Genomic DNA, 26,899 nt, shown 5'->3' on the forward strand with positions numbered 1-26,899 from the left:
AAGGACCTACCAGTACCGATACAGCGGCGGACGCTTGTTCGATCTACTTAAAAAAGGAACCTCTCAATGAAGAAAACTCTCGTGGCCCTGGCACTGACCGGCGCGGTACTCGGCGCCCATCCCGGCGCGCAGGCGCAATCGTCGGTGTCGATTTACGGCACGCTCGACGCCGGCCTCGCCAATCGTAGCGGCCCCAACACGCCTACCGTGGTGGGCAAGCGCGACAACAACAAGCTGGGCTTTCGCGGAGTCGAAGACCTGGGCAATGGCCTCTCGGCCTTGTTCCAGCTCGAGATCCGCTACGAGCCCGATACCGGCACTTTCGAAAACAATACCCGGCCGCTGTTCCAGGGCCAGTCGCGGGTTGGCCTGCAAGGCAACTTCGGCACGGTGCGCATCGGCCGCGGCCTGACAGCCTTCCAGGAAACCAGCACCGCCTACGAACCCTGGAGCGGCATGCCCGCCGTGGCCGGCTACCAGACCGACCTGCAGGTGGCCGGTTACACCAGCGATCCGCTCGGTCCGGCCGGCAACTCGACCAACCGCTTTTCCAATGCCGTGTTCTACAACACGCCGCTGATCGCCGGCATCTTCCAGCTCAACGCGACGGTGGCGTCCAAGGAAGCCAACAACAACCCGGCCATCATCGGCCGCGGTACCGCGCTGGCGCCGCAGTTCCCGGTCAACAGCCAGGCATCGGTGGTACCGTATTCGGTCAGCGCCACGGCCACGCAAGGCAAGTTCTCGGCCTATGCGGCCTACGAACGCAATGCCGTGGACACCACGCTGTGGTCGGTGGGCGCCTGGTTCAAGCCGATCGAACCGCTCAAGCTGATGGCCACGTACCAGAAGCAGGACCAGGAAGAAAGCGTGTTCATCAATCCTGAAACCAAGGCCTGGGTGTTGGGCGCCAATTACACGATGGGCCTGGGGCTGATCCGGGCCGGCTACGGCCAGAAGCGCCCCGACAACCAGTTCGGCGATCCCAACATCGCCAAGACGCGCCAGTACTCGCTCGGCTACGACTACAACCTGTCGCCGCGCACCTATCTGTATGTGGACGCGGCGCGCAAGAAAGCCGTTACCGCCTTCAACTTCTACAGCATCGGCATCCACCACAACTTCTGACGTCGTTGCTGCTGCGCAAAAATCACGGACAAGGGCAACCTTGTCCGTCTTTTTTGCCGGGGTCGGGTAGAATGACCGATTAGTTTCCACCCGTTTTAGATAGAGCAGCCATGACCGTCCAACTGGATTCCACACTTGTCGCGCAGTACATCACCGAGCACCCGAACTTCTTCGACGAACACACCGATCTGCTGGGCGAGGTCAAGCTCGCCAGCCCCGTGACGGGGCGCGCCGTCTCGCTGCAGGAACGGCAGATGGAAGTGATGCGCGAGAAATACAAGACGCTGGAACTGCGCATGAGCAACCTGATGCGCCTGGCTTCGGAAAACGAAGCCATCGCCAACAAGTTCCACCGCTGGACCAAGGTGCTGCTGGAATCGGAGGACGTGGGTTCCATGCCCCACGCGGTGGTCAGCGGCCTGAAATCGGCCTTCGACGTGCCGCAAGTGACGGTGCGCCTGTGGCACACCGCGCCCGATTACGCCGGCGAATGGTTCACCAAGGATGTCAGCGACGATGTGCGCATCTTCGCCAACAGCCTGCTGTCGCCGTATTGCGGCAGCAACAAAGACTTCGAAGCCGTGCGCTGGCTCGACGATCCGGCCAGCGTGGTGTCCACCGTCATCATTCCGCTGCGCAAAGCCGGCGACAAGCAGGCTTTCGGCTTGCTGGTCATGGGTTCGTCGGACGCCAACCGTTTCACCTCGCTGATGGCCACCGATTTCCTGGTCCACATGGGCGAAACCAGCAGCACCGCGCTGGCCTGGCTGCTGGCCTGACCATGACAGGCGCGGGCGCCGGGGTGCAGCATGCTGCGGCGGCCGCCGACGCTGCCGCATCCCGCGACTGGATCGCCGACTACTTGGCGCACCTGCGCCACGGCCGCCAGCTGTCGGCCAATACCACGGCGGCCTACGGCCGCGACCTGGCCGAACTGCGCACGCTGGCCGAAGGGCGCGACTGGGCCGACATCGACCATTTCCTGATGCGCCGCCTCACTGCCAGGCTGCACGCGCGTGCACTCGATCCGCGCTCGATCGCCCGCAAGCTCTCGAGCTGGCGCGGCTTTTTCGACTGGCTCGGTACCCAGACCGCGCTGGCCGCCAACCCGGTGCAAGGCGTGCGCGCCCCCAAGCGCGCCAAGACCCTGCCGCGCGCGCTGTCGGTGGACGACGCCGTGCAGCTGGTGGCGCCGCGTCACCGAGACGTGCGCAATGGAACCCATGATGGCAGTGCCAGCGATAGCGGCAGGGGCAGCGATGGCGGGGGCAGCAGCAACAGCGGCAACAGCAGCGATCGCGGCAGCAGCAGTGGCCGCAGCAGTGGCAGCAATAACAGCCACGGTGGCTACGGCGGCCGTGGCAGCGAACCTGCCGCGCTGTGCAACCGCGCCATGTTCGAGCTGCTGTATTCGAGCGGCTTGCGCGTCTCGGAACTGGCCGGCCTGGACGCCGTGCCCGGAAAAGACGCACTCGGCTGGATCGTGCCGGAAAACCGCGAAGTGGTGGTCACCGGCAAGGGCAACAAGCGCCGCGTGGTGCCGGTGGGCCAGGCGGCGATGGCCGCGCTGGCGGCCTGGCTGGCAGTGCGGCCGGCGCCAGCGGACGGCAGTGCTGCCCTGTTTTTGAGCACGCGCGGCACCCGCGTGTCGCCGCGCGTGATCCAGCAGCGCCTGCAGGCCCACGGTGTGGCCAGCGGCGCGCCGGTCCATGTGCATCCGCACATGTTGCGCCACTCGTTTGCCTCGCACGTGCTGCAATCGTCGGGCGACTTGCGGGCGGTGCAGGAAATGCTGGGCCACGCCAGCATCAGCTCGACCCAGGTGTACACGGCGCTCGACTTCCAGCGCCTGGCCGAGGTGTACGACCAGGCCCATCCGCGCGCCAAACTGAAATAACACGGTAGCCATCATTGCGCGCCGGCGGCGCTGACCCGCCTCAATCGGACAAAACATGGGCGCCACCGAATTTCCGGCATAATCAGCGATTGCATTTTTGCATTCGATCCCCATCTCGGGCTCCCACACAACAGACTGGCGCGCACATGATACCTACCACCATCCTCACCGGCTTTCTCGGCGCCGGCAAGACCACGCTGCTCAACCGCATCCTGCAGGAGCCGCACGGCATGCGCATCGCCGTGATCGAAAACGAGTTTGGCCAGGAAAACATCGACAACGAAATCCTGGTCCAGGACAGCAGCGAACAGATCGTCGAGATGAACAATGGCTGCATCTGCTGCACCGTGCGCGGCGACCTGATCGTGGCCTTGAGCAGCCTGGCGCAAAAGCGCGCAGCCGGCACCATCAGCTTCGACCGCGTGGTGATCGAAACCACGGGCCTGGCCAATCCCGGTCCGGTGGCGCAGACGTTCTTCGTGGACGAGGAAGTGGGCGCGCACTTCATGCTCGACGCCGTGGTGACCGTGGTCGATGCCCGCCATGCGATGGAACAGCTGGACCAGCACGAGGAAGCCCAGCGCCAGGTGGGCTTTGCCGACAAGCTGCTGCTGTCGAAAACCGACCTGGTCACGCCCGAGCAGCTGGCCGCGCTGACCGCGCGCCTGAAACGCATCAACCCGCGCGCACCGGTCAGCACCAGCGACTTCGGCCGCGCGCCGCTGGCCGAGGTGCTGGACCTGAAAGGCTTCAATCTCAACGACAAGCTTGAGCTCGATCCGGACTTCCTGGCCACCGACCAGACCCACGACGACGACCACGTCCACGACGAGCACTGCGGCCACCAGCACGGGCATGACCACGGACACCACCATGACCACGATCACCATCACAGCCACCATAGCGACGACATCGCCGCGTTCGTCTTCAGGAGCACGCGGCCGTTCGATACGGCCAAGCTCGACGAGTTCCTCGGCGGCCTGGTCAATGTCTACGGTCCGCGCATGTTGCGCTATAAAGGCGTATTGTTGATGCAGGACGCTGACCGCAAGGTGGTATTCCAGGGCGTGCACCAGATTATGGGCACCGACCTCGGCGCCAAATGGGGTGAAAACGAGGCCCGTGGCAGCAAAATGGTGTTTATCGGTAAAAATCTGCCGAAAGATATCTTTATTAGCGGATTAGAACAATGTCTGGTATAAACTATCCGGGTTTTGTGGGGATAGCATAAACACCACACCATCTGCAAGCTGGTCCGGCCAGCGGCGGATACCGGTGCAGCGCAACGGCCTGGGGCCCTTCTGCTGATCAATTTGAAAACTCTGTCGTATCGAAGGTAAGCGAAGTTATGACCACTAAAACTAATAAATCGACCGCAGCCGAGCGCATCCTGACCGAAGAAGAAATTCTGAAGATGGATGAAAAGGATTATATGAATCCGGCGCAGATGGCATTTTTCAAGGCGAAACTGCAACAGCTGGAAAAAGAGCTGCTCAAGAACGCTGACGAAACCACCGAGCACCTGCGCGAAACCGTGCTGGTACCCGATCCGGCCGACCGCGCCACCATTGAGGAAGAACACGCGCTGGAATTGCGCACCCGCGACCGCGAACGCAAGCTGCTGAAAAAAGTCCAGCAGTCGATCGTCGCCATCGACGGCGGCGACTACGGCTGGTGCGAAGAGACGGGCGAGCCGATCGGCATCCCGCGCCTGATCGCACGCCCGACCGCCACCCTGTCGCTGGAAGCGCAGCAGCGCCGCGAACTGAAACAGAAGCTGTACGGCGACTGATCGCCCGCCAGCATGATTGCCCGAGCACGCGCCTGACCCCGCGTGCTTTTTTTTGCCCCGGTTTTTGCCGCGTAAGCGGACCCGGCCCGGGGATTGCAATGGCGATTTCCGCCCCCATCTCCCAGTCCATGTGCAGTTTGCAACCGCAGTTTGCAACATCAACCCACTGAAACACTGAGGTCAACATGGAACAATTTCACGGCACCACCATCTTGTGCGTGCGGCGCGGCAAGCAGGTTGCGCTCGGCGGCGATGGCCAGGTCACGCTTGGCAACATCGTCATGAAGGGCACGGCCCGCAAGGTGCGCAAGGTCTATAACGGCAAGGTGCTGGTCGGCTTTGCCGGCGGCACGGCCGATGCATTTACCCTGCTCGACCGCTTCGAAGGCAAGCTGGAAAAACACCAGGGCAACCTGCTGCGCGCCTCGGTCGAACTGGCCAAGGACTGGCGCACCGACCGCGTGCTGCGCCGCCTGGAAGCCATGCTGCTGGTGGCCGACAGCGAATCGACGCTGGTCATTACCGGCAATGGCGACGTGCTCGAGCCCGAAGACGGCGTGGGCGCCATCGGCTCGGGCGGCACCTACGCCCAGTCGGCTGCCAAGGCGCTGGTGGAAAACACGGAACTGTCGCCTGCCGACGTGGTCAAAAAATCACTGACGATTGCCGGCGAGTTGTGCATTTACACCAACTTGAATCACATCATCGAAACACTGGAACCCGCATGAACATGACTCCCCAGGAAATCGTCGGCGAACTCGACAAACACGTGGTCGGCCAGGGCAAGGCCAAGAAGGCAGTTGCCATCGCCCTGCGCAACCGCTGGCGCCGCCAGCAGGTCGAAGAACCGCTGCGCCACGAGATCACGCCCAAGAACATCCTCATGATCGGCCCTACCGGTGTCGGCAAGACCGAGATCGCGCGCCGCCTGGCCAAGCTGGCCGATGCGCCGTTCATCAAGATCGAAGCCACCAAGTTTACCGAGGTCGGCTATGTTGGCCGCGACGTCGACACCATCATCCGCGACCTGATCGACATCGGCGTCAAGCAGACCCGCCTGGCCGAAATGGCCAAGGTGCGCGCGCGTGCCGAAGACGCGGCCGAAGACCGCGTGCTCGACATCCTGCTGCCGCCACCGCGCGACTTCGGCTTCCAGCCGAACAATGCCGCTGCCACCGACGCGCCCAAGGATGGCGACAACACGCGCCAGACCTTCCGCAAGCGCCTGCGCCAGGGCGAGCTCGACGACAAGGAAATCGAGATCGAGATCGCCGATGCCGGCCCGCAAATGGAAATCATGGCGCCGCCGGGCATGGAGGAAATGACCGAGCAGATCAAGACCATGTTCTCCGGCATCGGCAACACGCGCAAGAAGGCGCGCAAGGTCAAGATCCGCGAAGCGATGAAATTCCTGGTCGATGAAGAAGCCGCCAAGCTGATCAACGACGAGGAAATGAAGCAGAAGGCGATCCAGAACGTCGAACAGAACGGCATCGTGTTCCTCGACGAAATCGACAAGATCGCCACCCGCTCCGAAGTGGGCGGCGGCGACGTCTCGCGCGCCGGCGTGCAGCGCGACCTGCTGCCGCTGGTGGAAGGCACGACCGTCAACACCAAGTACGGCATGATCCGCACCGACCACATCCTGTTCATCGCCTCGGGCGCGTTCCACCTGGCCAAGCCGTCGGACCTGATCCCCGAGCTGCAGGGCCGCTTCCCGATCCGGGTCGAGCTGGAATCGCTGTCGATTGCCGACTTCGAGCGCATCCTGACCAGCACCGACGCCTGCCTGACCAAGCAGTACGAAGCGCTGCTGGCCACCGAAGACGTCAAGATTGCCTTTGCACAGGAAGGCATCACGCGCCTGGCGGAAATCGCCTTCTCGGTCAACGAACGCACCGAGAACATCGGCGCGCGCCGGCTGTACACGGTGATGGAAAAGCTGCTCGAAGAAGTCTCGTTTACGGCCAGCGAGGAAAGCGGCAAGGTCATCACGATCGACGCCGCCTACGTCAACGCGCGCCTCGATGCGCTGGCGGTCAACGAAGACTTGTCGCGCTACGTGCTGTAAGGAGGACGGCGATGGCCAACAAGGCACTGGCAACCCGGCAAAAGAAACAGGTCGCGCCGACGCGGGTGCCGCCATCGCCGCCACCGCGCAACCCGGTCGCGGTCGCCGCCAAGGCCCGCGCCGGCGGCGCCGGTCCGCACGCCAAACCGCCATCGACCGACCGCCAGGCCGCCAAGCGGCTGCTGGCCCGGATCAGCCGTACGCCCGATCCGGACGAGCATTAGAAAACCGATGCTGACGGCAGGTAATGCCGGCAAGTCCGGGCGGGAAGTTGGGTCGGCGGGTCGGCGGCTGACAATATCGTCCCGGCCAAAGCGGGGCCAGTTCTGTCTGTTTCGACGACTCAGATAAAACCTGCGTCGCCCCTGCGCAGCGCTTGCCGCCGCGCTGCACGGTCAATCTTCAAACTCCACGCTACCTCTGTGGTGCTGGAATCGCGCCTACTGCTGACGACCGAAGCCGGGCACTGCACCGACCGTGTTGGGGTTGTGATTGCTCTGGTTGTTCTGATTATTCTGGTTGTTCTGATTGTTTTGATTGTTGGAATTGCCCGGGTTGTTGGTGTTGCCCGGCCCGTTCTGGGGCCGGGGATTCTGCTGGCCGGCTGCCTGCGGCGTGGGTGAACCCTGCCCTTGCATGGCGGGCGCCGGCTGCATTTGCACCTGGGGCGCCGGCATGGCCGGCGGCGGCGTGGGCACCGGGTTAGGCTGGATCGCCGGCAGTGCCGGGTTCACTGCAGTGCTGGTGGCGCCTGCGTCGCTGGGCAAGTCCACCCGCTTGATGGCGCCGCCTTCGGACAGCAGGACGAACTTCGGATGCACTTCCTTGACCGTGACGCCGGGCGCCACTTCGCGCCCCAGCCCGTAAGCCTGGGCCGGCTGGGCGTCCACGACAAGAATCGCTGCGCTGTCGCGCGCCAGGCCGCTGGCGCCGGCCGCCACCACGCCCTTGAGCTGGTAGTTGCTGGCGGCAGCCACCGTGATCTGGCCGCCGAACAGGCCCTTGGCAGCATCGAGGTTGAGCGCGGCCGGCGGCGCCGGTGGCGGCGCGGCGATGGCGCGCTGGCGCGGCTGGTTGAACTGCAGCACCCAGTACGCGAGCGATGCGGACAGCAGCGCCACGGCCAGGACGGTAACAAACAGGGGCAAACGCTTCATAACGGTCTTTCCGGGTCAGCGCACAAGCTGGTTGATTTCAATAATGGGCATCAGCACCGCCAGCACGATCAACAGCACCACCACGCCCATGGCGAGGATCAGCGCGGGTTCGAGCAGGCCGGCGATGGTGAGCGTGCGGCGCTCGAGGTCGGCTTCCTGGGCAGCCGCGGCGCGGTCGAGCATGGCCGGCAGCTCGCCCGTGATTTCGCCGGCGCGGATCATGTGCACCAGCATCGGCGGGAAGTGGCGCTGGGCCGACAGCGCCCGCGCCAGGCTCACGCCTTCGCGCACGGCGTCGCTCGCTTCTTCCACCAGTTCGCGCATGGCGACATTGGACAGCGTGTCGCGGCTCGTTTCCAGCGCGCGCAGGATCGGGACGCCGGAACCGGTGGTAATGGCCAGCGTGCTGGCAAAGCGCGCCGTGTTCAGGCTGCGCTCGAACTTGCCGTACAGCGGCGCGACCAGCAGCCAGGTGTGCCAGCGCCGCTTGAGCGCGGGATTGTCGAGCGCGCGGCGCCAGGCAAACCAGGCGCCGATCAGCGCGATCGCCACCACGATGCCGTAGTGGCGCACGAAGTCGGAAATGGCCAGCATGACGATGGTCAGCACTGGCAGCTTCTGCTTGGTGTTGGCAAACACCGAGACGATCTGCGGCACCACGTAGGTGAGCAGGAAGATCACGATGGCAAACGCCACCACGGTGACGATGGCCGGATAGGTGAACGCCAGCCGCACTTTCTGCACCAGCGCGTTGCGGCGCTCGATGTAGTCGGCCAGGCGCGAGAGCACGCGCGACAGCTGGCCGATCTGTTCGCCGGACGCGACCAGCGCCCGGTAGATCTCGGCGAAATCGCGCGGGTGGCGCGACAGCGCATCGGACAGCGCAGCGCCGCCGATCACCTCGGCGCGGATCGAGGCGATCAGGTCGCGCAGGTAGGCGCGCTCGGCCTGCTCCAGCAGCGCAGTAAACGCCTGTTCGAGCGGCAGTCCCGCTTCGAGCAGGCTGGCCATCTGGCGCGTAAACAGCGCCAGCTCGGTGCTCGACAGGCGCTCGCCCAGGCCGCGCCGCTTGGCCACGCCGGCCTCGTCGACCTGGGCCGCGATGGCGTCCACCTTGAGCGGCACCAGGTCCATGGTGCGCAACTCGGCGCGCGCCGAGCGGGCGCTGTCGGCGTTGAGCACGCCCTTCCTGGTGGCGCCGCCGGCATCGACGGCTTCGTAACGGAATGCTGGCATAGATATCCTTGCTCGTCCCTAGTCCTTGGTGACCCGCAGCAGCTCGGCCTGGGTGGTGACGCCGGTCGCCAGCCAGCGCTCGCCATCCTCGCGCATGGTGGTCATGCCGCTGGCAATCGCTGCCGCCTTGACTTCCGCTTCCGAGGCGCGGTTGTGGATTTGCGCGCGGATCTGCTCGGTCGTCTCGAGGAATTCGTAGACGCCGACCCGGCCCTGGTAGCCGGTATGGCCGCAGTGTTCGCAGCCGACCGGCTGCCACAGCTGGCCATCGAAGCTCTTGCAGTGGCCGCACAGCTTGCGCACCAGCCGCTGCGCCAGCACGCCCAGCAGCGAGGACGACAGCAGGAACGGTTCGATCCCCATGTCCAGCAACCGGGTAACGGCGGCAGCGGCGTCGTTGGTGTGCAGGGTCGCCAGCACCAGGTGGCCGGTCAGCGAAGCCTGCACCGCGATCTGCGCCGTTTCCAGGTCGCGGATCTCGCCGATCATGATCACGTCCGGGTCCTGGCGCAGGATCGCGCGCAGGGCCTTGGCAAAGGTCATGTCGATGCGGGCATTGACCTGGGTCTGGCCGACGCCATTGAGGTCGTACTCGATCGGGTCTTCCACCGTCATGATGTTGGTGGTGCTGGCGTTGAGCAGCGACAGCGCCGCGTACAGCGTGGTGGTCTTGCCGGAGCCGGTGGGACCGGTCACCAGCACGATGCCGTGCGGCTGGTTGATCAGGGCATCGAACCTGGGCAGCATGGTGGCGCTCATGCCCAGGTGGTTCAGGTCGAGCCGGCCCGCTTCCTTGTCGAGCAGACGCAGCACGGCGCGCTCGCCGTGGCCGGTCGGCAAGGTCGAGACGCGCACATCGACCGGCTTGCCGCCGATGCGCAGCGTGATGCGGCCGTCCTGCGGCAGGCGCTTCTCGGCGATGTCGAGCTGGGCCATGATCTTGATCCGCGAAATCAGCGATCCGTGGATCGCTTTACGGGGGCGCACCACGTCGCGCAGCGCGCCGTCGACGCGGAAGCGCACGACCGAGGTCTGCTCGAACGGTTCGATGTGGATGTCGGACGCGCTGTCGCGCAGCGCCTGCGTGAGCAGCGCGTTGATCATGCGGATCACCGGGGCGTCGTCGGACGATTCGAGCAAGTCCTCGATGGCCGGCACGTCCTGCAGCAGCTTGGTCAGGTCGAGATTGGCATCGAACTCGTCGGCCACCATCGACGCATTGCCGCCGGCGCCCGCGTAGGCGCTGGCGATCGCGGTCTCGAGGTCGGCGCGGGTCAGGTTCCTGAGCTGGATGCGGCCGAAGCGGCGCGACACCTCGGCAATCGCCGCCGGCGCTGTGGCGCCGCACACCAGCACATCGACCGTGTTCTCGGCCGTATCGCTCGGCTGCGCCAGCACCACGTAGTCGCGCGCAAAGGCGAAGGGCAAAAGGTTGTTCATTGCTGTCCCTTACTGTCGCGGCGGCTGTTGGTACTGCGGCGGCTGGCTTTGTTGCTGTTGCAGTTGCTGTTGCTGATATTGCTGCTGCAGGTATTGCTGTTGTTGCAGCTGCTGCTGTTGCTGCAACTGTTGCGGTTCCACGTTCTCGGCGCGGCCCGGCACGCGCGGCAGCGGCGCCGGCGGCACCGGCCGTGCCACCGTGCCGCCGCCGGTCAGCTGACCGTTCTGCAGCGTCGGCAGCATCGGCTGGCCGAGGTCCTTGACCAGGATGGTGTCCGGCGGTTTGATCGCTTCCTGGGCGCCGCGCATGTAGTCGTAGCGGTCGGTGGCCAGGCTGGTGCTTTGATCCTTGTTGCGGATCACGACCGGGCGCAGGAACACCATCAGGTTGGTCTTCTTGCGGGTGCGGCTCTGGTACTTGAACAGGTTGCCGAGGATGGGGATGTCGCCGAGGCCGCGCGTCTTGTCCACGCTGTCGCCCTCGGTATCTTCGATCAGGCCGCCCAGCACGATGATCTGGCCGTCGTCGGCCACCACATTGTTTTCGATCACGCGCTTGTTGATGGTGATGCCGGCCGCCGCCGACAGCGTCGACTTGTCCACGCTCGAGGTCTCGTGGTAAATCGCCAGCTTGATGGTGCCGCCTTCCGAAATCTGCGGCCGCACCTTCAGGGTCAGGCCCACTTCCTTGCGGTCGATGGTCTGAAACGGGTTGCTGTTGGTGCCCGAGGTGGTGGTGAACTGGCCGGTCAGGATCGGCACGTTCTGGCCGACCGAGATGGTGGCCAGTTCGTTGTCGAGCGTGATCATGTTCGGCGTCGACAGCACGTTGGCGTTGCCGTCCGATTCGAGCGAACGGGCCAGCACGCCGAGGCCGAGGCCGCCGGCCACCTGCTTGAAGATGCCGACCGTCAGGCCGGCGCCGGGCAGGTTGGCGGCGGTGGCGTTGGACGAATTGCTGAGCGCCTGCGCCACACCGAGGATGTTGTTGTTGGAGCCGCCCACGGTGGACGACTGTAGGCCGCCCACGCGGTACTTGCTGTTGGCGTCGCCGGTGGCGCCCAGCCACTGCACGCCGAACTCGGACGCCTTGTCGGACGTCACTTCCACGATCAGCGATTCGATGTACACCTGGGCGCGGCGCACGTCGAGCTGGTCGATCACGGCGCGCAGGTTGCGGTAGATCGATTCCGGCGCGGTGATGATCAGGGTGTTGGTGGTGGCGTCGGCCTGGATGAAGCCGGCCTGGCCGCCGCCGCCCAGTTGCTGCTGGTTGTTATTGCCGGTCAGCAGAGGGTTGGTCGGGCCACTGGTGCCGCTCATGCCGTTGCTGCCGGCACCGGTATTATTGCCGGTGTTGCTGCTCTGGCCGCCGAACGCATTGTTGTTCATGCCCTGGCCGCCGTTGCTGCCGGTGCCGCCGCTGTTCTGGCCGGGACTGGACGTGTCACCCGAGACCAGCGAGCGCAGCGTCTGCGCCAGCTTGGTGGCCTCGGCATTTTTCAGATACACGACGTGGACATTGCCGAGCTCCTGGGTTGGCTGGTCGAGCTTGGCGATCAGCGACTTGGCCAGGTTGGCGCGCGCCTGCGACGGCGCCCGCAGCACCAGCGAGTTGGTGCGCGGATCGGCCAGCACATTGACGCGGCCGGCCTCGGCGCCACCGGCGCCGGCCGCCCCGCCGCCGCCGCTGGCGTCCATCAGCTTGTTGATCATGGCGGCCAGGTCGCTGGCGATCGCGTAGCGCACCGGGATCACGTCGAGGTCGGCCGTGGCCGGCGCATCGAGTGCGGCGATGATCTTCGCCAGGCGCTTGAGGTTGTCCGCGTAATCGGTGATCACGACCGAGTTGTTGCCTGGGTTGGCGTTGATCGTATTGTTGGGCGAGATCAGCGGGCGCAGCACGGTGACCACGTTGTTGGCCGACTCGTAGTTGAGCTGGAAGATCTGGCTGACGATCTGGTCGCCCTTGATCTGGGTCGGCGCCGAACCCACCTGCGTCGGCGACGACTGCAGCTTGGCGTCCGCCTCCGGCACCACCTTGGCGTAACCGTCGCCGCTCACCACCGCGTAGCCCTGCAGCCGCAGCGCCGAGGTCAGCAGGCTGAACGCCTGCGACTTGCTGATCGATTTTTCCGACACCAGCGTCAACGTGCCCTTCACGCGCGGGTCGATCACAAACGTGATGTTGGTGTAGTGGCCCACGGCCTTGATCACCGATTCAATGTCGGCGCCGACGAAATTGAGCGCGGCGGCGTCATCGTTGCCGCCATCGCTGGCAGCCTTGGCAGCTTTGGCGGCGTGCGCCACGCCCGGCAGCAGCGTCGTGGCGGGCGCTACCAGCGCGCAGCACAGCATCGCAGCGGCATTCAGGCGGCGCAGCGCGGGAAGTTGGGTTGGGCTCTGTTTTTTCATGGGGCTGAACTTTTAAGAATGGAACTCTAAAGCGATGATGGTGCGGTCGGTGCCGGGGCGGCGTTGGCCGAGCAAGATCAGGAGATTGCCCAACACGTCGTCATATCCTTGTGCTGCTTCGGCCTGCCCGGAAAAATTCAGGCGGCCCTGGTTCAGGTTGCCGCTGCCGCTGAGCAGCAGGGGACCTTTGACGGAGCTCAGCGTGAGCGCCGCCTGCTGGCCGCGCCAGTCGAGCGCCAGCGCATAGCTGCCGAGCGGTCGCACCGGCGCCAGCCGCGACGCCATATCGGTCATCTCCAGCGTGGTGCGGCCGTTGACGGCGATCTGCTGCTGCGCGAGCGCCAGTTCGAGGCCGGTCCACGACAGGCGCATGGTGCCGCTCGGCGCCAGCGTGTTGAGCGGTGCGCCGAGGCCGGCCAGGCCCTCGGCCGGCAGCAGCAGCGCCGAGGGACTGAGCTGCCAGTGCGACCAGCTGCCCTTGAAGGTGACCGGCTGCGCCAGCGCTTCCGGGTTCTCGAGCCGCAGATCGACCAGGCCGAGCAGCGCCAGCGGCGACACGGTCCAGCTGAAGCGTCCGGGCAGCAGCGGCGTGACCGGGCCGTTGCCGCCGGCCGCGCCGCCGATGAAGGCGGAGCCGCGCCACAGCGTACCCTGCGCGTCGCCCAGGGTCAAACGCCCGCCCGTGCGCTGTTCGACCAGCGAACCGAGCCAGGCGGCCGGGAAAAAGATGGCCAGCGTCAGCAGCACGCTCAGCACGCAGGTGCTTCCCCACAACAGGGCGCGCTTCACGGACGAGCTTTCGGGATGGGCATGGTCGTCATTGCTGGCTCTGGCGCAGGGTGATATTGCCGTTGACCATGCCGGCCACGTCCTGGGCGACGAAATTGGCGTCCTGCACGGCGATGCGGCTATCGACCCGCGCCGCTTCGAGCCAGGCCACGACCGCTGCAAACGGCACATTGGTCAGCTGGATCCGGGCGTACTCGCCGGTGATGTTGACCGTCGGCGTGCCGAGCCCTTGCGCAGCCAGGCTGGCGGCCAGGCTGTCGCGCGTCATCGGCGGCGGCGCCACCGCGTTCTGACCACGCAGCGCGGCCGCCTCGCGCGCCAGCTGCTGCATCTCGGCGGCCTGCTGGCGCGCCAGCGGCAACTCGGTGGCCAGCCGGGCGCGGCCCGACAGCGCCGGGTCCAGCAGCACGCCGTAGAACAATCCCAGCACCACCACCACGCCGCCGACTGCCAGCAGTTTGCGCTCCTGCTCGGTGCGCGCGAGCCAGAACGTGGTTGCGCGGCCCTGCAGGTCTTGTATCTTCTGTTGGAACTTGCTCATGCTGCTCACGCCTTGGCCGCTGATTTGGGGAGGGATTTACGACGGATCTGCCAGGTGCCCGGCGTTGCTTCCGCCAGCTCCAGCTGGCGCGCCTCGAGCGCGGTGCGCAGCTGCGCCATGGCGGCGGCATCCACCGTGTTCGGTTTGACCTTGAGCTGCAGGGCGCGTTCGCGGTAGTCGATGCTGGCCACCACGTCGCGCCGGGGCAGCGTGGCCAGCACTTCGCCGACATCGACCGACAGCGCCAGGAAGCTGTCGGCCGGCGCCTGGCCGTCACCGCCCTTGGCGCGCTCGACATTCTGGCGCATTTGTTTCACGAGATCGGTCGACTTGGGCTGGCCCGGATAGGCCGCCTGGAAAGCCTGGTTCATCGATTGCTGGACTGCCGCCATCTCGCGTTTCTGGCCCAGGTAGTCGAGGTTGAGTCCGACCACGTTGACCAGCAGCGCCAGCCCGGCAAGGCGCAGCGGCCAGCGCCAGCGGCGCCATTCGCGCGCGGCGGCGCCGCTGGCGCCCAGCGCCGGCGCCAGATCGAGGCCGGCAGTACGCGCTGCCGCCACCCGGTGCTCCCAGCGGTCTTCCTCCAGCGTCAGGCTGTCGCCGTTGTGGTTCACTTCGGCCAGCAGCGGCGCGAAACGCGCGATGTCGGCGGCCGGCAGGTACAGCGTGACCGGTTCGGCGCCGGCTAGAGCCCGCACCGTGTGCAGCGCCGCCTGCGGTTGCGCCGGCAGGGTCAGGCCCAGGCCGTCGAACTGGTCGCGCCGCAGCGCCAGTTCGAAGCCGGCATCGTTGGTCTCCAGGCTGGCCGACACGGCGCCCGGCTGGAACGGCAGGCACAGCTGCGCCGGCACGGCCGACACGCTGTGCGCGCCCTGCGCGATCAGCGCCTTGACCAGCACCTCGAGCCAGGCGCGCTGCACCACGGCCACCGTGCGCAGGCCGTCCGGCGCCGTGGCCGATGCGGCCAGCACGCAGTCGGCGGTGTCGCCCAGGATGTGTTCCTCCACCAGCGCCGGCAGCGCCGCTTTCAGGCGCGCGGGCGACAGCGGCGGTGTCTTGATGCGCAGCAGCGTCACGTCGGAGGCGGCCAGCATCAGCGTCACGCGGCGCGCGGACGCCACCATGGCGCCGAGGTTGCCCAGCGGCGCGGCGCCCTGCTGCTGCACGGCGCCGCCGTCGGCCAGCAGCGCGAAGTCGCAGGTTTGCGCGGCGCCGCTGTCGACGCTGGCCTTGGCCGGATAGCGGATAAATAAAGTAGTCAAAATTCTCGCTTTCGTTGATCGCCGTTCTCGTTTTCCCGTATCCACAACACCGTGCTCTGGCCGGAATTGCTGTCGCGCTGCAGCAGCGATACCGCATCGAGCGCGGCCCGGTCCAGCCGCACCCGGCTATAGACCAGGAAATAATTGCTGGTCACCGCATACAACTCCGCCGGCGGCACGCGATTGGCTGCCGTGATCTGCGGCTGGCTCGCATAGCCCGCCACATCGAGATAGAAGCCGCCGCGCTTGCGCGCATTGACCATCACGGTGGCGTCGGCCAGCGGCAGGTTCGGCGACAGCGCCGCCAGCAGTTCGGCCGGCGCCGTGTTCACGTTCAATGGCGTGCGCTGCGGCAGGATGATCAAAAAGTCGCGCAAGCGCTCGACCGCCTGCGGCGTGAAGCCGCTGACGGCCAGCAAATCGTCCACCCTCACCAGGCCCATCGGCTCCCCGTTGCCGCCGGTTGCCTGCTGCGCCGGGGTGCCTGCGCCTGCGCCACCACCTGCACTGCCAGCCGCCGCCCCGTTCATCCCCGTGCCCGCGCCAGAAGTTGTCCCGGCATTTGAATTCGTTGCCCCCGTCCCGCCGGCGCCGTCCCCGCTGGCCAACTTCGGCAGCGGCTGGGTGCTGGCGATCTGCCGGGCCAGCGGCAGCGCCAGCGTGGGATTGAGCTGCAGGATCGTCAACAGGCGTTCGAACATGGCCACATCGACAGGACTGATGGTGCGGCCGTTGGACAAATTGGTCAGATTGTAGCGCGACTGCGCATCGACGATCCGGCCCGACAGCGTGGCGTTGAAATTTTCGCTCTCGCGCTGCTCGCGTTCGATGTAATCGTCGATCCGGCTCTCTTCCAGCGGCTGGGCCCAGGGGTCGGTCTCGATGACCTGGTTGCGCCGGCTGTAGAAATTCGAAAACAGGATGAACTTGCTGAAGCTGAGCGCGCCGCGCACGATCCAGCGCGTCTGGAACTGCAGGCGCTGGTTTTCCATCGAGCGCACCTGCACCTGCTGCTGCCAGAACAGGCTGGCGACGATGGTCACTGCCAGCGTGGTCAGCAGCAAGGCGGTGACCACGGCCACGCCACGCTGACGCCGGGGGCTGGATCGATGATTGCCCATCACAACTCCCCCAGCAGATACGATTTCACCATCGGCACTTCCTGCCCCTGCACGGTCAGGGTCACTTCCAGCCCGGCCGGCACGCCGGTGCCGCTGGACGGCGCGGTGCCGGTGGCGTCGCTCCACTGGCCGTCGGCAAACAAGCGCATCGCCAGCGCCTGCACGCGCGACTGCAGCACCACGCTGGCCGAGGTGTCTGTGTCGCTGATCGCGGCCTGCCACAAGGCGTCGAGTTCGCGCAGGTCGCGGGTGGGGGCCGATTCGCGGCGCACCAGCACGCCATCTTCGCGCACCCGGTATGAGACCACCAGCAAGCGTGTAGGTTCATTTTCCAGCATCGACATGCGCACCAGGGTCAGCCGATTGTTTTCAGCGGCGATCATCGGCCGGCGGTTCAGGTAGTTCGACGATGCCAGGTTCGAGCAATCGCTTTGCAGCTGGGCGAACGCCAGTTGCAGGCCGCGCGTGTACGCCATTTCGGTGGTCAGCGCATCGCGCGAACGGATGATGCCGTCGAGCCCGCGCCAGCCGAGCACCGCCACGACCGCCAGGATGGTGATCGCCACCAGCAGTTCGATCAGGGTGAAACCGCGCAGGCGCGGCCGTGGCATCGGGAACATCGCAGCGCGCACCATCATCAGTTGAGCACGATCTGGGCGAGCTTGATAATGCGGCGCTCCGGGTTGGCCTGGTCGTACACGCTCACCTCCACCCGGCGAAAGCGCGGGTTGGCGGTGGCGATCACGGCTTCTTCGCACATCAGCTTGAGGTCGCCCTGCGGGCAGTCGTAGGTCTGCTTGCCGATGGCCGGATAGGTGCGAGCCAGGCTCAGCTGGACCAGCCGGTTTTCGGCCGACCAGGTGGCCATCATGGCGGCGCGCAGGCCGGCGCTGTTCTGGGTCAGGCTGCCCACGGCGCGCAGCGATGCGCCCAGCGCCGTGCCGACGATGACCAGGGCCACCAGCACTTCGAGCAGGGTAAATCCGGCGCTGCGGGCACGATGGTGCATGGTCATTCCACCGTGAAGTGACCGACGCCGTCGGCGCGGATGGCCACGCTGGCGCCGTCGTTGCTGGCCATGGTCAGCACAAAGGGCTTGTCCACCGGTTCGCGGCCGAACACGATGCGCATCTGGCCGTCCTGGACATTGGGCTGCGGGTCGAGCAGCAGGGTGTAGGGACCGCGCTTGAATTCGCGCGCGCGCAGCAGGTCGTCCTGCACCGCCACGTCCCACTGGCGGCCGTTGCGGATCAAGAAGCGGTAGCCGTCGCTGCCCGCTTCGAACGCCACCAGGCGGTTGCGCACGATCGCCTCGTCACGTGCCATCTGCAGCAGCAGCGCGATGCGCTGCGCTTCCTGGCGCACGGTCTGGCGCTGGTCCGGCATGGCGTTGAGCGAGACCATCCCCAGGGTGATGCCGAAAATGACCATCACCACCAGCAGTTCTATCAGCGTGAAACCCCGCGCGCGGCCCGCTCCCATGGGCGATATCCTTAATGTTGCTCGTGACTCGTGACGCCGGCTTACTCGTCCCACGAACCGATGTCGGCATCTTCGCCGGTGCCGCCCGGCTGGCCGTCGGCGCCCAGCGAATACACGTCGACCTCGCCCTTCACACCGGGCGACAGGTACTGGTACGGCGCGCCCCACGGATCTTTCGGGGTCTTCTCGAGGTAGCCGCCTGCTTTCCAGCCGTTGGCGGCCGGGCCGCTGGTCGGCTTCTCGCGCAGCGCCTGCAGGCCCTGCTCGGTGGTCGGGTAGCGCTGGTTGTCGAGCTTGTACAACTTGAGTGCCTGCATGATGGTGGCAATGTCCACCTTGGCAGCGGCAACCTTCGATTCGCCGGTACGGCTGAGCAGCTTGGGCACGACCAGCGCGGCCAGCACGCCCATGATCACCACCACCACCATGATCTCGATCAGGGTGAAGCCACGGGCTGCGCGTCGGGGGAACGATAACTTTTTCATAATCTGGTGCAATAATTAGTGAGTGCAGAGTATAAGGCCGAAATACGCTCGCCGAACGGATTGCGGCCACGATTTTTGCGCACCGGCGCCGGTCATTGCACAGCGTTGACCACTTGTCACCGGGCCTGACGCTCAGTCGTGCTTGCGCGCGCTGCCCTCGATCCGCTGCAGCGCGCCGTCGTTGCCGCCGCCCATGGTCTGGCCGGCACTGGCAGCGAGCGCCGATTGCTGCACCACGGGCGGCGGCGTGGTCACGAACGACCTGATGCCGAGCGCGGCGTCGATCTGGTTCGGGTACACGATCACACCGCGCGTGATCACGGCCGACACCTTGCGCAGGTCGCGGATATCGTTGGTCGGATCGCCATCGACCAGCACCAGGTCGGCCAGCTTGCCGGGCGTGATGCTGCCGCGGTCGTTGCTGGTGCGCGTGTAGCGGGCGCCGTTGCGGGTGGCCACCTGCAGCGCCTGCGCCGGGCTCAGGCCGGCCTTGACCAACAGCGCCAGCTCCGAGTGCAGGGTAAAGCCGGGCACGTCGTCGGTGCCGGCCACGATCGGCACGCCGGCGCGGTACATGATGCCGACGAACTCGACCATCTTGGCGTACGACTTCGCATAGCGCTGCGCCTTGTCGGCCGGGATCTTCATGGTGCCGACCGAGAAGCTGCGCTTGACGTCGGGCGGCATGTGGTCGGCAAAATCGGCATACGGTTCGTTGACGTCGCCGTCGCGCTGCTGGATGAAGGCGAACGCCGACAGGGTCGGATCGATCGCGATCTGCTTCTTGACCAGTTGCGCCAGGAAGTCCTGCACCGGCTTGGCGTTGAGGTCGAGGTCGGCCACTTTCTCGGCCGGCAGCACGAAGCGGTTCAGGTTGCGGGTTTCGGTATCGGGCTTGACGAAGAAGTTCAGCATCACCTGGTTGATGTGCTGGATCTCGTCGTAGCCGGCGTCGAGCGCCTGCTGGGCGCGCAGCCCGGCCGGCACGTGGCCCGAGACGCGCATGCCGCGGCTGTGGGCGTACGCCACCGTGTCCTTCAGGATGTCTTTCGGGAACGAGTTATAGATCTTCAGCTGCGGATAGCCGCGCTGGGCGTACCAGTCCACCGCATTCTTCGCCCCTTCCAGGTCCCTGACCAGGAAGCCGCCGCTGGCGCTGTACGGACTTTCGCCCTCCACGAAGCCGGCCGGCACCACCTGCGGCGCCAGCAGCTTGCCGGCAGCGGTCTCGTCGAGCATGGCCTGCAGCTGGGCATTGTCGTTGCCCATGTCGCGCACGCTGGTGACGCCGGTGGAGAGGTTGAGCGCGCCGGACCAGCGATCGACGTGGCCGTGCATGTCGAACAGGCCCGGCAGCACGATGCGGCCGCCGGCGTCGATGATGTTGTTGGCCGCGCGCGTGGGCGAACCGGCCGGCAACACGGCGGTGATGCGCCCGCGCAGCAGGTAGATGTCCGACGGCTGGCCCACGGTGGCGCGGTCGCTGTCGAAGATGCGGGCATTGCGCACCACGGTCAGGCCGCCCAGCGGGTGCTGCAGCCGGCTGGCGACGTCGGTCAGCATCTGCGCCTCGGCCGCCTTCTGGCGCTGCGCCAGGTCGGCAATGGCGTCCTGCCACTGCGGTTCGAGCATCGACAGAAAGCCCGGGATGATCACTGCGAACAGGCGCGGCTTGTCGCCGGTGGTGGCCCAGTAGAATGCCGGCGACAAGCCGATGCCGGTCAGCGCCAGCAGCTGCACGGTCTGCTTCTCGCCCTGGGCGCTGGTTACCTGCGCCGTGTCCAGCCTGGTCTGCGACAGGGTGCCGGTGGGCAGCAGCGCGATCTTGCCGTCTTTCGACGCGGCCAGCGCGGTGATGGCGGCAGACACCGTTTCGAACGAACTGTTGAGCGGCACGTAGTTGGCCGGCGCTGCCAGCGTGGCGCGGCCCCGGTCCGAGGTCGTGGTCCACTCGGCCACGTTGCCCTGGCGGGTGAAGCGCTCGTCGACCACGGCGCCGAACGTGGAGTTGCCCTTGACCTGGTAATCGGTCAGCAGGAGGTCGGGGCCGACCCGGAACTGTTCGGTCAGCTCGGGACCGCGCCCGTTGTTTTTATACGTGAAGCGCACAGTGGTGCGGCCGTCGTCGCCACGCTCGACCACCTGTTCGCCCATCTGCTTGTTGCTCTCGTTGAGGATGACGTAGCTGGTGGTGCTGGCGGCGTGGGCGCCGTGGGCCAGCAGGGCGGCGGCCAGGGCCAGCGGCAGGCGCAGCGTGAACAAACGTTTCGGCATGGCGGTTCTCCGGGTAATTGCGGGTAATCGTTATGATGGCTGCCCGCAGACGGGGCAGTGATCGTTGCGGGCGACGACAATGCTGGTCCATTCCATGTGCAGGCCGTCGAGCATCAGCAGCCGTCCGGCCAGCGACTGGCCCACGCCCATCAGCAGCTTCAGGGCCTCGGCTGCCTGCATGGCGCCGACCACGCCCACCAGCGGCGCAAACACGCCCATGGTCGCGCAGGCAACATCGACATCGTTGCTCACGCCCGGCTGGTCTGGCGGGAACAGGCAGGCGTAACAGGGCTGCGCGCCGCTGCGGGGATCGAACACGCTGACCTGGCCGTCGAAGCGGATCGCCGCGCCCGACACCAGCGGCGTGCGCTGCGCCACGCAGGCGCGGTTGACGGCATGGCGGGTGGCGAAATTGTCGGTGCAGTCGAGCACGACGTCGCTGGCGGCCACCAGCTGCGCCAGGCGCGCATCGTCCACCCGCTCGGTCAGCGCGGTGATGGTGATCTCGGGATTGATGTCGGCCATGGTGGCGCGGGCCGACAGCGCCTTGGCCTGCCCCACGCGCCCGGTGGTATGGGCGATTTGCCGCTGCAGGTTGGTCAGATCGACGACATCGTCATCGACGATGGTAATGCGGCCCACGCCGGCCGAGGCCAGGTACATGGCGGCCGGCGAGCCGAGGCCGCCGGCGCCGATCACCAGCGCGTGCGACGCCAGCAGCCGTTGCTGGCCCTCGATGCCGATCTGGTCCAGCAGGATGTGGCGCGAATAGCGCAGCAGTTGCTCGTCGTTCATGTTCGGCCGCCAGCCGTTCAATGCGCGGCCGGCTCGGGTTGCGATGGTTGGACCGCCTGGGGCGCCGCAGCTTCCGGCCTGGGCGCGGGCAGCTGCAGCGGCTTGTCGGCCGGTTTGCTGCCCGGATTGCTGCCTGGATTGCCGGTTGGCTTGTCGGTCGTTGGCTTGTCGGTTGACTTGTCGGTCGGCCTATCGGTCGGGCTATTGGTCGGCTTGCCGGTCGGGCCGTTGGTCGGCGTGCCGGTCGGGCTGTTAGTCGGCTTGTCTTTCGGCTTGCCGGTCGAGCCGTTGGTCGCGTCGTCGCCCGGCTGGCCGCCTGATTTGCCGCCGGACTGGCCGGACTTGTCCACCGGTTTGCCGGGTTTGGCGCCCGGCTTCAGATCGGACGTGGACGCGCCGCCGGCCGCGCCTGGCGCTTCTTTCGGCTCGACCTTCGACAGTTGGACCGGCAAGCCCTTGAAATGGTTCAATGCCTGCATCAGCTGGAAATCGTCCTTGCTGCCGAATTCGACCGGCTTGGTCTTTTTCGCCAGCGCGGTCAGGCGCTGCGCTTCCTCGAGGCCGTCGCGGCGCGCGTTGAGCGCCTTCTGCTCGGCTGCTTCGGCAGCCGGATCCTTGTCGTTGCCCAGGTGTTTCTGCAGGTCCGATTCGCGCATGCGCAGGCTGTTCAAGCCGTCGCCGTCGGCGGTTTCATCGACCATCAGGTCGGGCACGATGCCGCGCGCCTGGATCGCCCGGTTCTTCGGCGTGTAGTAGCGCGCGGTGGTGATCTTGACGGCGGTATCGGCGGTCAGCTGGCGCAGCGTCTGCACCGAGCCCTTGCCGAAGGTTTGCGTGCCCAGGATGGTGGCGCGCTGGTAATCCTGCAGCGCACCGGCGACGATTTCGGAGGCCGACGCCGAACCGGCGTTGACCAGCACCACGATCGGCACCTCCTTGATGCCGGCCGGCAGCCGGGCCAGCGGATCGCTCTTGCTGCCCTGCGCATAAAACTCGGGCCGCGCATAAAAGGTTTCCTTGGCGCTTGCCAGCTGGCCGTTGGTGGACACCACCACCGCGTCGCGCGGCAGGAAGGCGGCCGAGACGCCGATGGCGCCCGGCACCACGCCGCCCGGGTCGTTGCGCAAGTCGAGCACCAGGCCCTTCAGTTGCGGCTCCTTGGCATACAGCTCGTTGATCTTTTTGACCATGTCGCCCAGCGTAGGTTCCTGGAACTGCGCGATGCGCAACCAGGCGTAGCCGGGCTCGATGATCTTGCCCTTGACGCTCTGCACGCGGATTTCCTGGCGCACGATGGTCAAGGTCTGCGGCTTGTCCTCGTCCTTGCGGGTCAGCGTCAGCGTGACCTTGGAGCCCGGTTCGCCGCGCATCTTTTTCACGCTCTCGTCGAGGTTGATGCCCTTGATCGGCGTGCCGTCGATGCGGGTGATCAGGTCGCCGGCCTTGATGCCGGCCTTGAACGCGGGCGAGTCCTCGATCGGCGAGACCACCTTGATGTAGCCGTCCTCGGCACTTACTTCGACGCCGATGCCGACGAACTTGCCGGCCACGGTTTCGCGCATTTCGCGGAACGCCCGCTTGTCCAGATACACCGAATGCGGATCGAGCGACGACACCATGCCGGCGATGGCGTCGGTGAGCAGCTTCTTGTCGTCCACCGGTTCCACGTAGTCGGTCTTGATCAACCCGAATACGTCGGACAGCTGGCGCAACTCGGCCAGCGGCAGCGGCGCCCCGGTGACCTTCTGTGCAATGGCGGAAAATTGCAGGGAGGCGGCAACGCCTGCCACCATGCCGATACCGATCAGACTGATACTCTTGAGCTTGTTTGCCATTGATTCCCGCATGAGGTTAACACCAGAACTGCGCCTAGAACTTTACCCATCCCGACGGATCGAACGCCGCGCCGCGCAGGCGAAGCTCGAAGTATAGACCCGATTCCTCGTTGCCACCGCTGTTGCCCACGCTGGCAATGGCGTCGCCGGCCTTGACCACGTCGCCGGGACGCTTGAGCAGCGACTGGTTATTGCCGTAAATACTCATGTACTGGCTGCCGTGATCGACGATGATCAGGTTGCCGAAGCCGCGCAGCCATTCGGCGAACACCACGCGGCCGCCGGCCACGGCGTGGATCTCGGCCCCTTCCGGCGCCTTGATGAACACGCCCTTCCAGGCCGGACCGTCGCCGCGCTTGCTGCCGAAACGGGCCGCCACGCGGCCGCTGACGGGCGCGCGCATCTGCCCTTTCAGGCTGGCAAAGGCACCGGCCGGCGCAGCTGGCGCCAGCGCGATATCGGCTGCCTTGGCCGGCGCTTCTTTCGGTTCCTTGACTTCTTTCGGCTCGGGCGGCACCGGCGTGGCCGCCACTTTCGGTTCGTCGGCGTCGATCGGATCGGGCCGGGCCGGCGCCGGTGCTGGCGCAGGTTCCGGCACCGGCTTGATGGTGCCCGACTTACCGGTGCTGGCCGTGTTGGCCGCTTTGGCTGCGGCGGCGGCCGCCGCTGCGCGCGCCAGGCGCTGACGCTCGGCCTCGGCTGCGCGGGCCTTGGCCAGCGCGCGCTGCTCTGCCTCGGCCTTGGCCTTGGCGGCAGCGCGGGCGGCAGCCAGTTGCTCCTGGCGCCGCTTCTCGGCAGCGGCAGCGGCCGCCTGCTCCTCGATCAGCTTGTTCAGGCGCGTGACCAGGCCGCCCAGGCGCTGTTCGTCGCGCTCGACGTTGCCGGCTTCCTTGCGCTGGGCCACCAGCTTGCTCGAAAGCTGGGCCAGCAGCGCCGCGCGGCGGGCCTTTTCCTGCTCCAGCTTGTTCTTTTGCTGCAGTTGTTCCTGGGCGATCTCGCCCAGCTCGTCCTTCGCGTTCTGGGTCGCGGCCTGGTTGTCTTCGACCGCCTTCAGGCTGGCGCGCAGGCGTTCGAGCAGCTTGGCCTGGGCCTGCGACACGTATGACAGCATCTGCAGGTCGCGGTTGATGCGGTTCGGGTTGTCGCCGGAGAGCAGCAGCTTGATGCGGTCCTCGTTGCCGGCCACGTAGTGCTGGCGCAGCATCTGCGCCAGTTGCTGCTGCTGGTCCTTGACGGTGGCGCTCAGGCGCGCGCGTTCGGTGCCGAGCGCGGTCAGCTTGCTGTTGGTGTCGGCCTGCTCCTGCTGCAGGTCGCGCAGGGCGCGGTTGGCGTCCGAGATCGCCGCTTCCGATTCGGCCAGCGTGTCGGCCGCGTCCTCGCGCGCGCTTTCGGTCTTGCCGATGTCTTTCTTGAGGGCCGTGAGTTTTTGCTGCAGGCCGGCGCGTTCGGCCTCGGCCAGCGCCTTTTGCTTGCTGCGCTCGGTGGGCTTGGCGCTGGCGGCGTGGGCGGCCGGGGCCGATGCCGCCAGCGCCGCCGTCACCAGCAGCGCGGCCGACACGCCGCGCCAGCGATGGACACTAGACATAAAAGAAGACAAATTACTTGGCCTTGCCCTGGTTGGCCACGGCTGCCTGGGCGGCCGCGATGGCGTCGGCATCACCGAGGTAGTAGTGGCGGATCGGTTTCAGGTCGGCATCGAGTTCGTAGACCAGCGGCTGGCCGTTTGGAATGTTGAGGCCGACGATAGCGTCGTCGCTGATGCCGTCAAGCATCTTGATCAGTGCGCGCAGGCTGTTGCCGTGGGCCGAGATGATGATCTTCTTGCCGGCGCGGATGGCCGGGGCGATCTCTTCGTCCCAGACCGGCACCACGCGCGCCACGGTGTCCTTCAGGCATTCGGTCAGCGGGATCTGATCTTTCGACAGGCCGGCGTAGCGCGGATCGTTGTACGAGACGCGGTCGTCGGTCGCTTCCAGCGCCGGGGGCGGCGTGTCGTAGCTGCGGCGCCAGACCAGCACCTGCTCGTCGCCGTACTTGGCGGCGGTCTCGCCCTTGTCCAGGCCCTGCAGCGCACCGTAGTGACGCTCGTTCAGGCGCCAGTCGTTCTTGATCGGCAGGTACATCATGTCCATTTCGTCCAGCGCCAGCCACAGCGTGCGCACCGCGCGCTTGAGCACCGAGGTGTAGGCCAGGTCGAAGGTGTAACCGGATTCCTTGAGCACCTTGCCGGCCGCCCTGGCTTCGTTGATGCCCTTCTCGGTCAGATCGACGTCGGTCCAGCCGGTAAAGCGGTTCGACAGGTTCCAGGTGGATTCGCCATGGCGCATGAATACGATTTTGTACATGTGAATGATCTTCAGAGAGAGTAAATAAAGTGGGAAGGATTGATCGCTGCTTCTATTTTATAATGCGCGGATTCATTTAAACCATTGGAACCCTGTGAAATTCTTCATTGACAATATTTTCCTGATCGCCGTGGTGCTCGTGTCCGGCGGCGCCCTGCTGTTCCCGATGCTGACCCAGCGCGGCAAGCGCGCCAACCCGGCCGACGTGACGCTCTTGATTAATCGCAGCAAGGCCACCATTGTAGATGTCCGCGAGCAGAAAGACTTCACGCTTGGCCATCTGCCGGACGCGAAGAACATCCCGTTTGCCGAATTCGACCAGCGCAAGGCCGAACTGGACAAATTCAAGAGCAAGACCGTGGTGGTCGTGTGCCAGACCGGCGGCATGCGCGCCTCTGCAGCCGCCAGCAAGCTCACCAAGGCCGGTTTTACCGACGTGGTGATCCTCGATGGCGGCATCGATGCCTGGAAAAAGGCCAACCTGCCGCTGACCAAGCCGTCGCCGGCAAAATCGCTGGTGAAAACACCGGCCAAATAACTGGAAGGAAGCATGATGACTGCCGAAGTGACGATGTACACCACCGCCGTATGCCCGTATTGCATCCGCGCCGAGCGGCTGCTGGAATCGAAGGGCGTGACCGACCTGAAAAAAGTCCGCGTGGACCTCGATCCGCAGCAACGCATGCTGATGATGGAAAAAACCGGCCGCCGCACCGTGCCGCAGATTTACATCGGCGACACCCATGTCGGCGGCTTCGACGACCTGCACGCGCTGGACCAGGCCGGCAAGCTGACGGCGCTGCTCAACGGCTGACGCCGCCGTGACAGGGCCAG

27 protein-coding genes are annotated in these 26,899 nt (G+C 66.0%); 10 read left to right on the plus strand and 17 right to left on the minus strand.

The annotated features are described in order from the left end of the window. The first annotated feature begins 66 nt into the window (after positions 1-66). The 8 genes from ASF61_RS18225 to ASF61_RS18260 all read left to right on the plus strand — a co-directional run bounded on the left by ASF61_RS18225 (position 67) and on the right by ASF61_RS18260 (position 7,112). Complete coding sequence (locus ASF61_RS18225; RefSeq protein WP_056159100.1) at positions 67-1,128, plus strand: porin; 1,062 nt, start codon at positions 67-69, stop codon at positions 1,126-1,128. Positions 1,129-1,238: 110 nt separating this feature from the next. Then, positions 1,239-1,907 carry a DUF484 family protein gene (locus ASF61_RS18230; RefSeq protein ID WP_056159104.1) on the plus strand — a complete coding sequence of 223 codons (669 nt, stop codon included), beginning with the start codon at positions 1,239-1,241 and terminating at the stop codon, positions 1,905-1,907. A 2-nt stretch (positions 1,908-1,909) separates the two neighbouring features. Continuing rightward, positions 1,910-3,025: a tyrosine recombinase XerC gene (locus tag ASF61_RS24220; protein ID WP_229205919.1), complete on the plus strand. Its 1,116-nt coding sequence runs from the start codon at positions 1,910-1,912 to the stop codon at positions 3,023-3,025. A 146-nt stretch (positions 3,026-3,171) separates the two neighbouring features. After that, positions 3,172-4,227: a GTP-binding protein gene (locus ASF61_RS18240; protein WP_056159107.1), complete on the plus strand. Its 1,056-nt coding sequence runs from the start codon at positions 3,172-3,174 to the stop codon at positions 4,225-4,227. A 146-nt stretch (positions 4,228-4,373) separates the two neighbouring features. Continuing rightward, a complete protein-coding gene (dksA, locus tag ASF61_RS18245) occupies positions 4,374-4,817 on the plus strand; it encodes an RNA polymerase-binding protein DksA (RefSeq protein WP_082491801.1) in 444 nt (147 codons plus the stop codon). 185 nt (positions 4,818-5,002) lie between these two features. Continuing rightward, positions 5,003-5,545, plus strand: a complete 543-nt coding sequence (hslV, locus tag ASF61_RS18250) for an ATP-dependent protease subunit HslV (RefSeq protein WP_056159110.1) — start codon at positions 5,003-5,005, stop codon at positions 5,543-5,545. Further along, on the plus strand, positions 5,542-6,888 hold the full coding sequence (gene hslU, locus ASF61_RS18255; RefSeq protein ID WP_200919904.1) for an ATP-dependent protease ATPase subunit HslU: 1,347 nt from the start codon (positions 5,542-5,544) through the stop codon (positions 6,886-6,888). The genes hslV and hslU overlap by 4 nt, the downstream gene beginning before the upstream one ends. Before the next feature lie 11 nt (positions 6,889-6,899). Next, positions 6,900-7,112: a hypothetical protein gene (locus ASF61_RS18260; RefSeq protein ID WP_056159113.1), complete on the plus strand. Its 213-nt coding sequence runs from the start codon at positions 6,900-6,902 to the stop codon at positions 7,110-7,112. 216 nt (positions 7,113-7,328) lie between these two features. On the opposite strand, the gene ASF61_RS18265 is transcribed toward ASF61_RS18260, so the two are convergent. The 17 genes from ASF61_RS18265 to gpmA all read right to left on the minus strand — a co-directional run bounded on the left by ASF61_RS18265 (position 7,329) and on the right by gpmA (position 26,065). After that, positions 7,329-8,045: a type II secretion system protein N gene (locus tag ASF61_RS18265; protein WP_056159117.1), complete on the minus strand. Its 717-nt coding sequence runs from the start codon at positions 8,043-8,045 to the stop codon at positions 7,329-7,331. A gap of 15 nt (positions 8,046-8,060) precedes the next feature. Next, positions 8,061-9,281, minus strand: coding sequence for a type II secretion system inner membrane protein GspF (gspF, locus tag ASF61_RS18270; RefSeq protein WP_056159120.1), 1,221 nt, complete (start codon positions 9,279-9,281; stop codon positions 8,061-8,063). 18 nt (positions 9,282-9,299) lie between these two features. After that, a complete protein-coding gene (gene gspE, locus ASF61_RS18275) occupies positions 9,300-10,721 on the minus strand; it encodes a type II secretion system ATPase GspE (protein ID WP_056159123.1) in 1,422 nt (473 codons plus the stop codon). 9 nt (positions 10,722-10,730) lie between these two features. Further along, positions 10,731-13,136 (minus strand): type II secretion system secretin GspD, encoded by a 2,406-nt coding sequence (gspD, locus tag ASF61_RS18280; protein WP_056159126.1) that lies wholly within the window; start codon positions 13,134-13,136, stop codon positions 10,731-10,733. A 12-nt stretch (positions 13,137-13,148) separates the two neighbouring features. After that, complete coding sequence (gene gspN / locus ASF61_RS18285) at positions 13,149-13,925, minus strand: type II secretion system protein N (RefSeq protein ID WP_056159129.1); 777 nt, start codon at positions 13,923-13,925, stop codon at positions 13,149-13,151. A 28-nt stretch (positions 13,926-13,953) separates the two neighbouring features. Further along, a complete protein-coding gene (gene gspM, locus ASF61_RS18290) occupies positions 13,954-14,466 on the minus strand; it encodes a type II secretion system protein GspM (protein ID WP_056159133.1) in 513 nt (170 codons plus the stop codon). 5 nt (positions 14,467-14,471) lie between these two features. After that, positions 14,472-15,728, minus strand: a complete 1,257-nt coding sequence (gene gspL, locus ASF61_RS18295; RefSeq protein ID WP_056159135.1) for a type II secretion system protein GspL — start codon at positions 15,726-15,728, stop codon at positions 14,472-14,474. Further along, the gene (gene gspK, locus ASF61_RS18300; RefSeq protein WP_056159138.1) at positions 15,725-16,849 is read right to left on the minus strand and encodes a type II secretion system minor pseudopilin GspK; all 1,125 of its coding nucleotides are present in this window, start codon (positions 16,847-16,849) and stop codon (positions 15,725-15,727) included. The genes gspL and gspK overlap by 4 nt, the downstream gene beginning before the upstream one ends. Next, a complete protein-coding gene (locus ASF61_RS18305; protein WP_082491802.1) occupies positions 16,849-17,487 on the minus strand; it encodes a type II secretion system protein J in 639 nt (212 codons plus the stop codon). Before ASF61_RS18305 ends, gspK begins: the two co-directional genes overlap by 1 nt. Continuing rightward, positions 17,487-17,864, minus strand: a complete 378-nt coding sequence (gene gspI, locus ASF61_RS18310; protein ID WP_056159141.1) for a type II secretion system minor pseudopilin GspI — start codon at positions 17,862-17,864, stop codon at positions 17,487-17,489. The genes ASF61_RS18305 and gspI overlap by 1 nt, the downstream gene beginning before the upstream one ends. Then, the gene (locus tag ASF61_RS18315; RefSeq protein ID WP_056159145.1) at positions 17,861-18,331 is read right to left on the minus strand and encodes a GspH/FimT family pseudopilin; all 471 of its coding nucleotides are present in this window, start codon (positions 18,329-18,331) and stop codon (positions 17,861-17,863) included. Before ASF61_RS18315 ends, gspI begins: the two co-directional genes overlap by 4 nt. Before the next feature lie 41 nt (positions 18,332-18,372). Next, positions 18,373-18,816: a type II secretion system major pseudopilin GspG gene (gene gspG, locus ASF61_RS18320; protein ID WP_056159148.1), complete on the minus strand. Its 444-nt coding sequence runs from the start codon at positions 18,814-18,816 to the stop codon at positions 18,373-18,375. Between the two features lie 132 nt (positions 18,817-18,948). Continuing rightward, complete coding sequence (locus ASF61_RS18325) at positions 18,949-21,090, minus strand: amidohydrolase family protein (RefSeq protein WP_056159149.1); 2,142 nt, start codon at positions 21,088-21,090, stop codon at positions 18,949-18,951. 30 nt (positions 21,091-21,120) lie between these two features. Beyond that, positions 21,121-21,885 (minus strand): HesA/MoeB/ThiF family protein, encoded by a 765-nt coding sequence (locus ASF61_RS18330; RefSeq protein ID WP_056159152.1) that lies wholly within the window; start codon positions 21,883-21,885, stop codon positions 21,121-21,123. A 17-nt stretch (positions 21,886-21,902) separates the two neighbouring features. Then, positions 21,903-23,720, minus strand: a complete 1,818-nt coding sequence (locus ASF61_RS18335; protein WP_056159155.1) for a S41 family peptidase — start codon at positions 23,718-23,720, stop codon at positions 21,903-21,905. Between the two features lie 34 nt (positions 23,721-23,754). Beyond that, complete coding sequence (locus tag ASF61_RS18340; protein WP_229205920.1) at positions 23,755-25,305, minus strand: murein hydrolase activator EnvC; 1,551 nt, start codon at positions 25,303-25,305, stop codon at positions 23,755-23,757. Positions 25,306-25,318: 13 nt separating this feature from the next. Beyond that, positions 25,319-26,065: a 2,3-diphosphoglycerate-dependent phosphoglycerate mutase gene (gene gpmA, locus ASF61_RS18345; protein WP_056159159.1), complete on the minus strand. Its 747-nt coding sequence runs from the start codon at positions 26,063-26,065 to the stop codon at positions 25,319-25,321. A 94-nt stretch (positions 26,066-26,159) separates the two neighbouring features. Between gpmA and ASF61_RS18350 the strand changes: the two genes are divergently transcribed. Both ASF61_RS18350 and grxC read left to right on the plus strand, forming a co-directional pair. Next, positions 26,160-26,603 (plus strand): rhodanese-like domain-containing protein, encoded by a 444-nt coding sequence (locus tag ASF61_RS18350; protein WP_056159160.1) that lies wholly within the window; start codon positions 26,160-26,162, stop codon positions 26,601-26,603. Positions 26,604-26,618: 15 nt separating this feature from the next. Then, positions 26,619-26,879 carry a glutaredoxin 3 gene (gene grxC, locus ASF61_RS18355; protein ID WP_056159688.1) on the plus strand — a complete coding sequence of 87 codons (261 nt, stop codon included), beginning with the start codon at positions 26,619-26,621 and terminating at the stop codon, positions 26,877-26,879. The last annotated feature ends 20 nt before the right edge of the window (positions 26,880-26,899 follow it).

Source organism: Duganella sp. Leaf126 (assembly GCF_001423125.1).
GTDB lineage: Bacteria > Pseudomonadota > Gammaproteobacteria > Burkholderiales > Burkholderiaceae_D > Rugamonas.

What these genes read in the sequence shown, in the direction of transcription:
- ASF61_RS18225 (WP_056159100.1), top strand. Translation starts at nt 67, where the DNA reads ATGAAGAAAACTCTCGTGGCCCTGGCACTGACCGGCGCGGTACTCGGC.
- ASF61_RS18230 (WP_056159104.1), top strand. Translation starts at nt 1,239, where the DNA reads ATGACCGTCCAACTGGATTCCACACTTGTCGCGCAGTACATCACCGAG.
- ASF61_RS24220 (WP_229205919.1), top strand. Translation starts at nt 1,910, where the DNA reads ATGACAGGCGCGGGCGCCGGGGTGCAGCATGCTGCGGCGGCCGCCGAC.
- ASF61_RS18240 (WP_056159107.1), top strand. Translation starts at nt 3,172, where the DNA reads ATGATACCTACCACCATCCTCACCGGCTTTCTCGGCGCCGGCAAGACC.
- dksA (WP_082491801.1), top strand. Translation starts at nt 4,374, where the DNA reads ATGACCACTAAAACTAATAAATCGACCGCAGCCGAGCGCATCCTGACC.
- hslV (WP_056159110.1), top strand. Translation starts at nt 5,003, where the DNA reads ATGGAACAATTTCACGGCACCACCATCTTGTGCGTGCGGCGCGGCAAG.
- hslU (WP_200919904.1), top strand. Translation starts at nt 5,542, where the DNA reads ATGAACATGACTCCCCAGGAAATCGTCGGCGAACTCGACAAACACGTG.
- ASF61_RS18260 (WP_056159113.1), top strand. Translation starts at nt 6,900, where the DNA reads ATGGCCAACAAGGCACTGGCAACCCGGCAAAAGAAACAGGTCGCGCCG.
- ASF61_RS18265 (WP_056159117.1), bottom strand. Translation starts at nt 8,045, where the DNA reads ATGAAGCGTTTGCCCCTGTTTGTTACCGTCCTGGCCGTGGCGCTGCTG.
- gspF (WP_056159120.1), bottom strand. Translation starts at nt 9,281, where the DNA reads ATGCCAGCATTCCGTTACGAAGCCGTCGATGCCGGCGGCGCCACCAGG.
- gspE (WP_056159123.1), bottom strand. Translation starts at nt 10,721, where the DNA reads ATGAACAACCTTTTGCCCTTCGCCTTTGCGCGCGACTACGTGGTGCTG.
- gspD (WP_056159126.1), bottom strand. Translation starts at nt 13,136, where the DNA reads ATGAAAAAACAGAGCCCAACCCAACTTCCCGCGCTGCGCCGCCTGAAT.
- gspM (WP_056159133.1), bottom strand. Translation starts at nt 14,466, where the DNA reads ATGAGCAAGTTCCAACAGAAGATACAAGACCTGCAGGGCCGCGCAACC.
- gspK (WP_056159138.1), bottom strand. Translation starts at nt 16,849, where the DNA reads ATGGGCAATCATCGATCCAGCCCCCGGCGTCAGCGTGGCGTGGCCGTG.
- ASF61_RS18305 (WP_082491802.1), bottom strand. Translation starts at nt 17,487, where the DNA reads ATGATGGTGCGCGCTGCGATGTTCCCGATGCCACGGCCGCGCCTGCGC.
- gspI (WP_056159141.1), bottom strand. Translation starts at nt 17,864, where the DNA reads ATGACCATGCACCATCGTGCCCGCAGCGCCGGATTTACCCTGCTCGAA.
- ASF61_RS18315 (WP_056159145.1), bottom strand. Translation starts at nt 18,331, where the DNA reads ATGGGAGCGGGCCGCGCGCGGGGTTTCACGCTGATAGAACTGCTGGTG.
- gspG (WP_056159148.1), bottom strand. Translation starts at nt 18,816, where the DNA reads ATGAAAAAGTTATCGTTCCCCCGACGCGCAGCCCGTGGCTTCACCCTG.
- ASF61_RS18325 (WP_056159149.1), bottom strand. Translation starts at nt 21,090, where the DNA reads ATGCCGAAACGTTTGTTCACGCTGCGCCTGCCGCTGGCCCTGGCCGCC.
- ASF61_RS18330 (WP_056159152.1), bottom strand. Translation starts at nt 21,885, where the DNA reads ATGAACGACGAGCAACTGCTGCGCTATTCGCGCCACATCCTGCTGGAC.
- ASF61_RS18335 (WP_056159155.1), bottom strand. Translation starts at nt 23,720, where the DNA reads ATGGCAAACAAGCTCAAGAGTATCAGTCTGATCGGTATCGGCATGGTG.
- ASF61_RS18340 (WP_229205920.1), bottom strand. Translation starts at nt 25,305, where the DNA reads ATGTCTAGTGTCCATCGCTGGCGCGGCGTGTCGGCCGCGCTGCTGGTG.
- gpmA (WP_056159159.1), bottom strand. Translation starts at nt 26,065, where the DNA reads ATGTACAAAATCGTATTCATGCGCCATGGCGAATCCACCTGGAACCTG.
- grxC (WP_056159688.1), top strand. Translation starts at nt 26,619, where the DNA reads ATGACTGCCGAAGTGACGATGTACACCACCGCCGTATGCCCGTATTGC.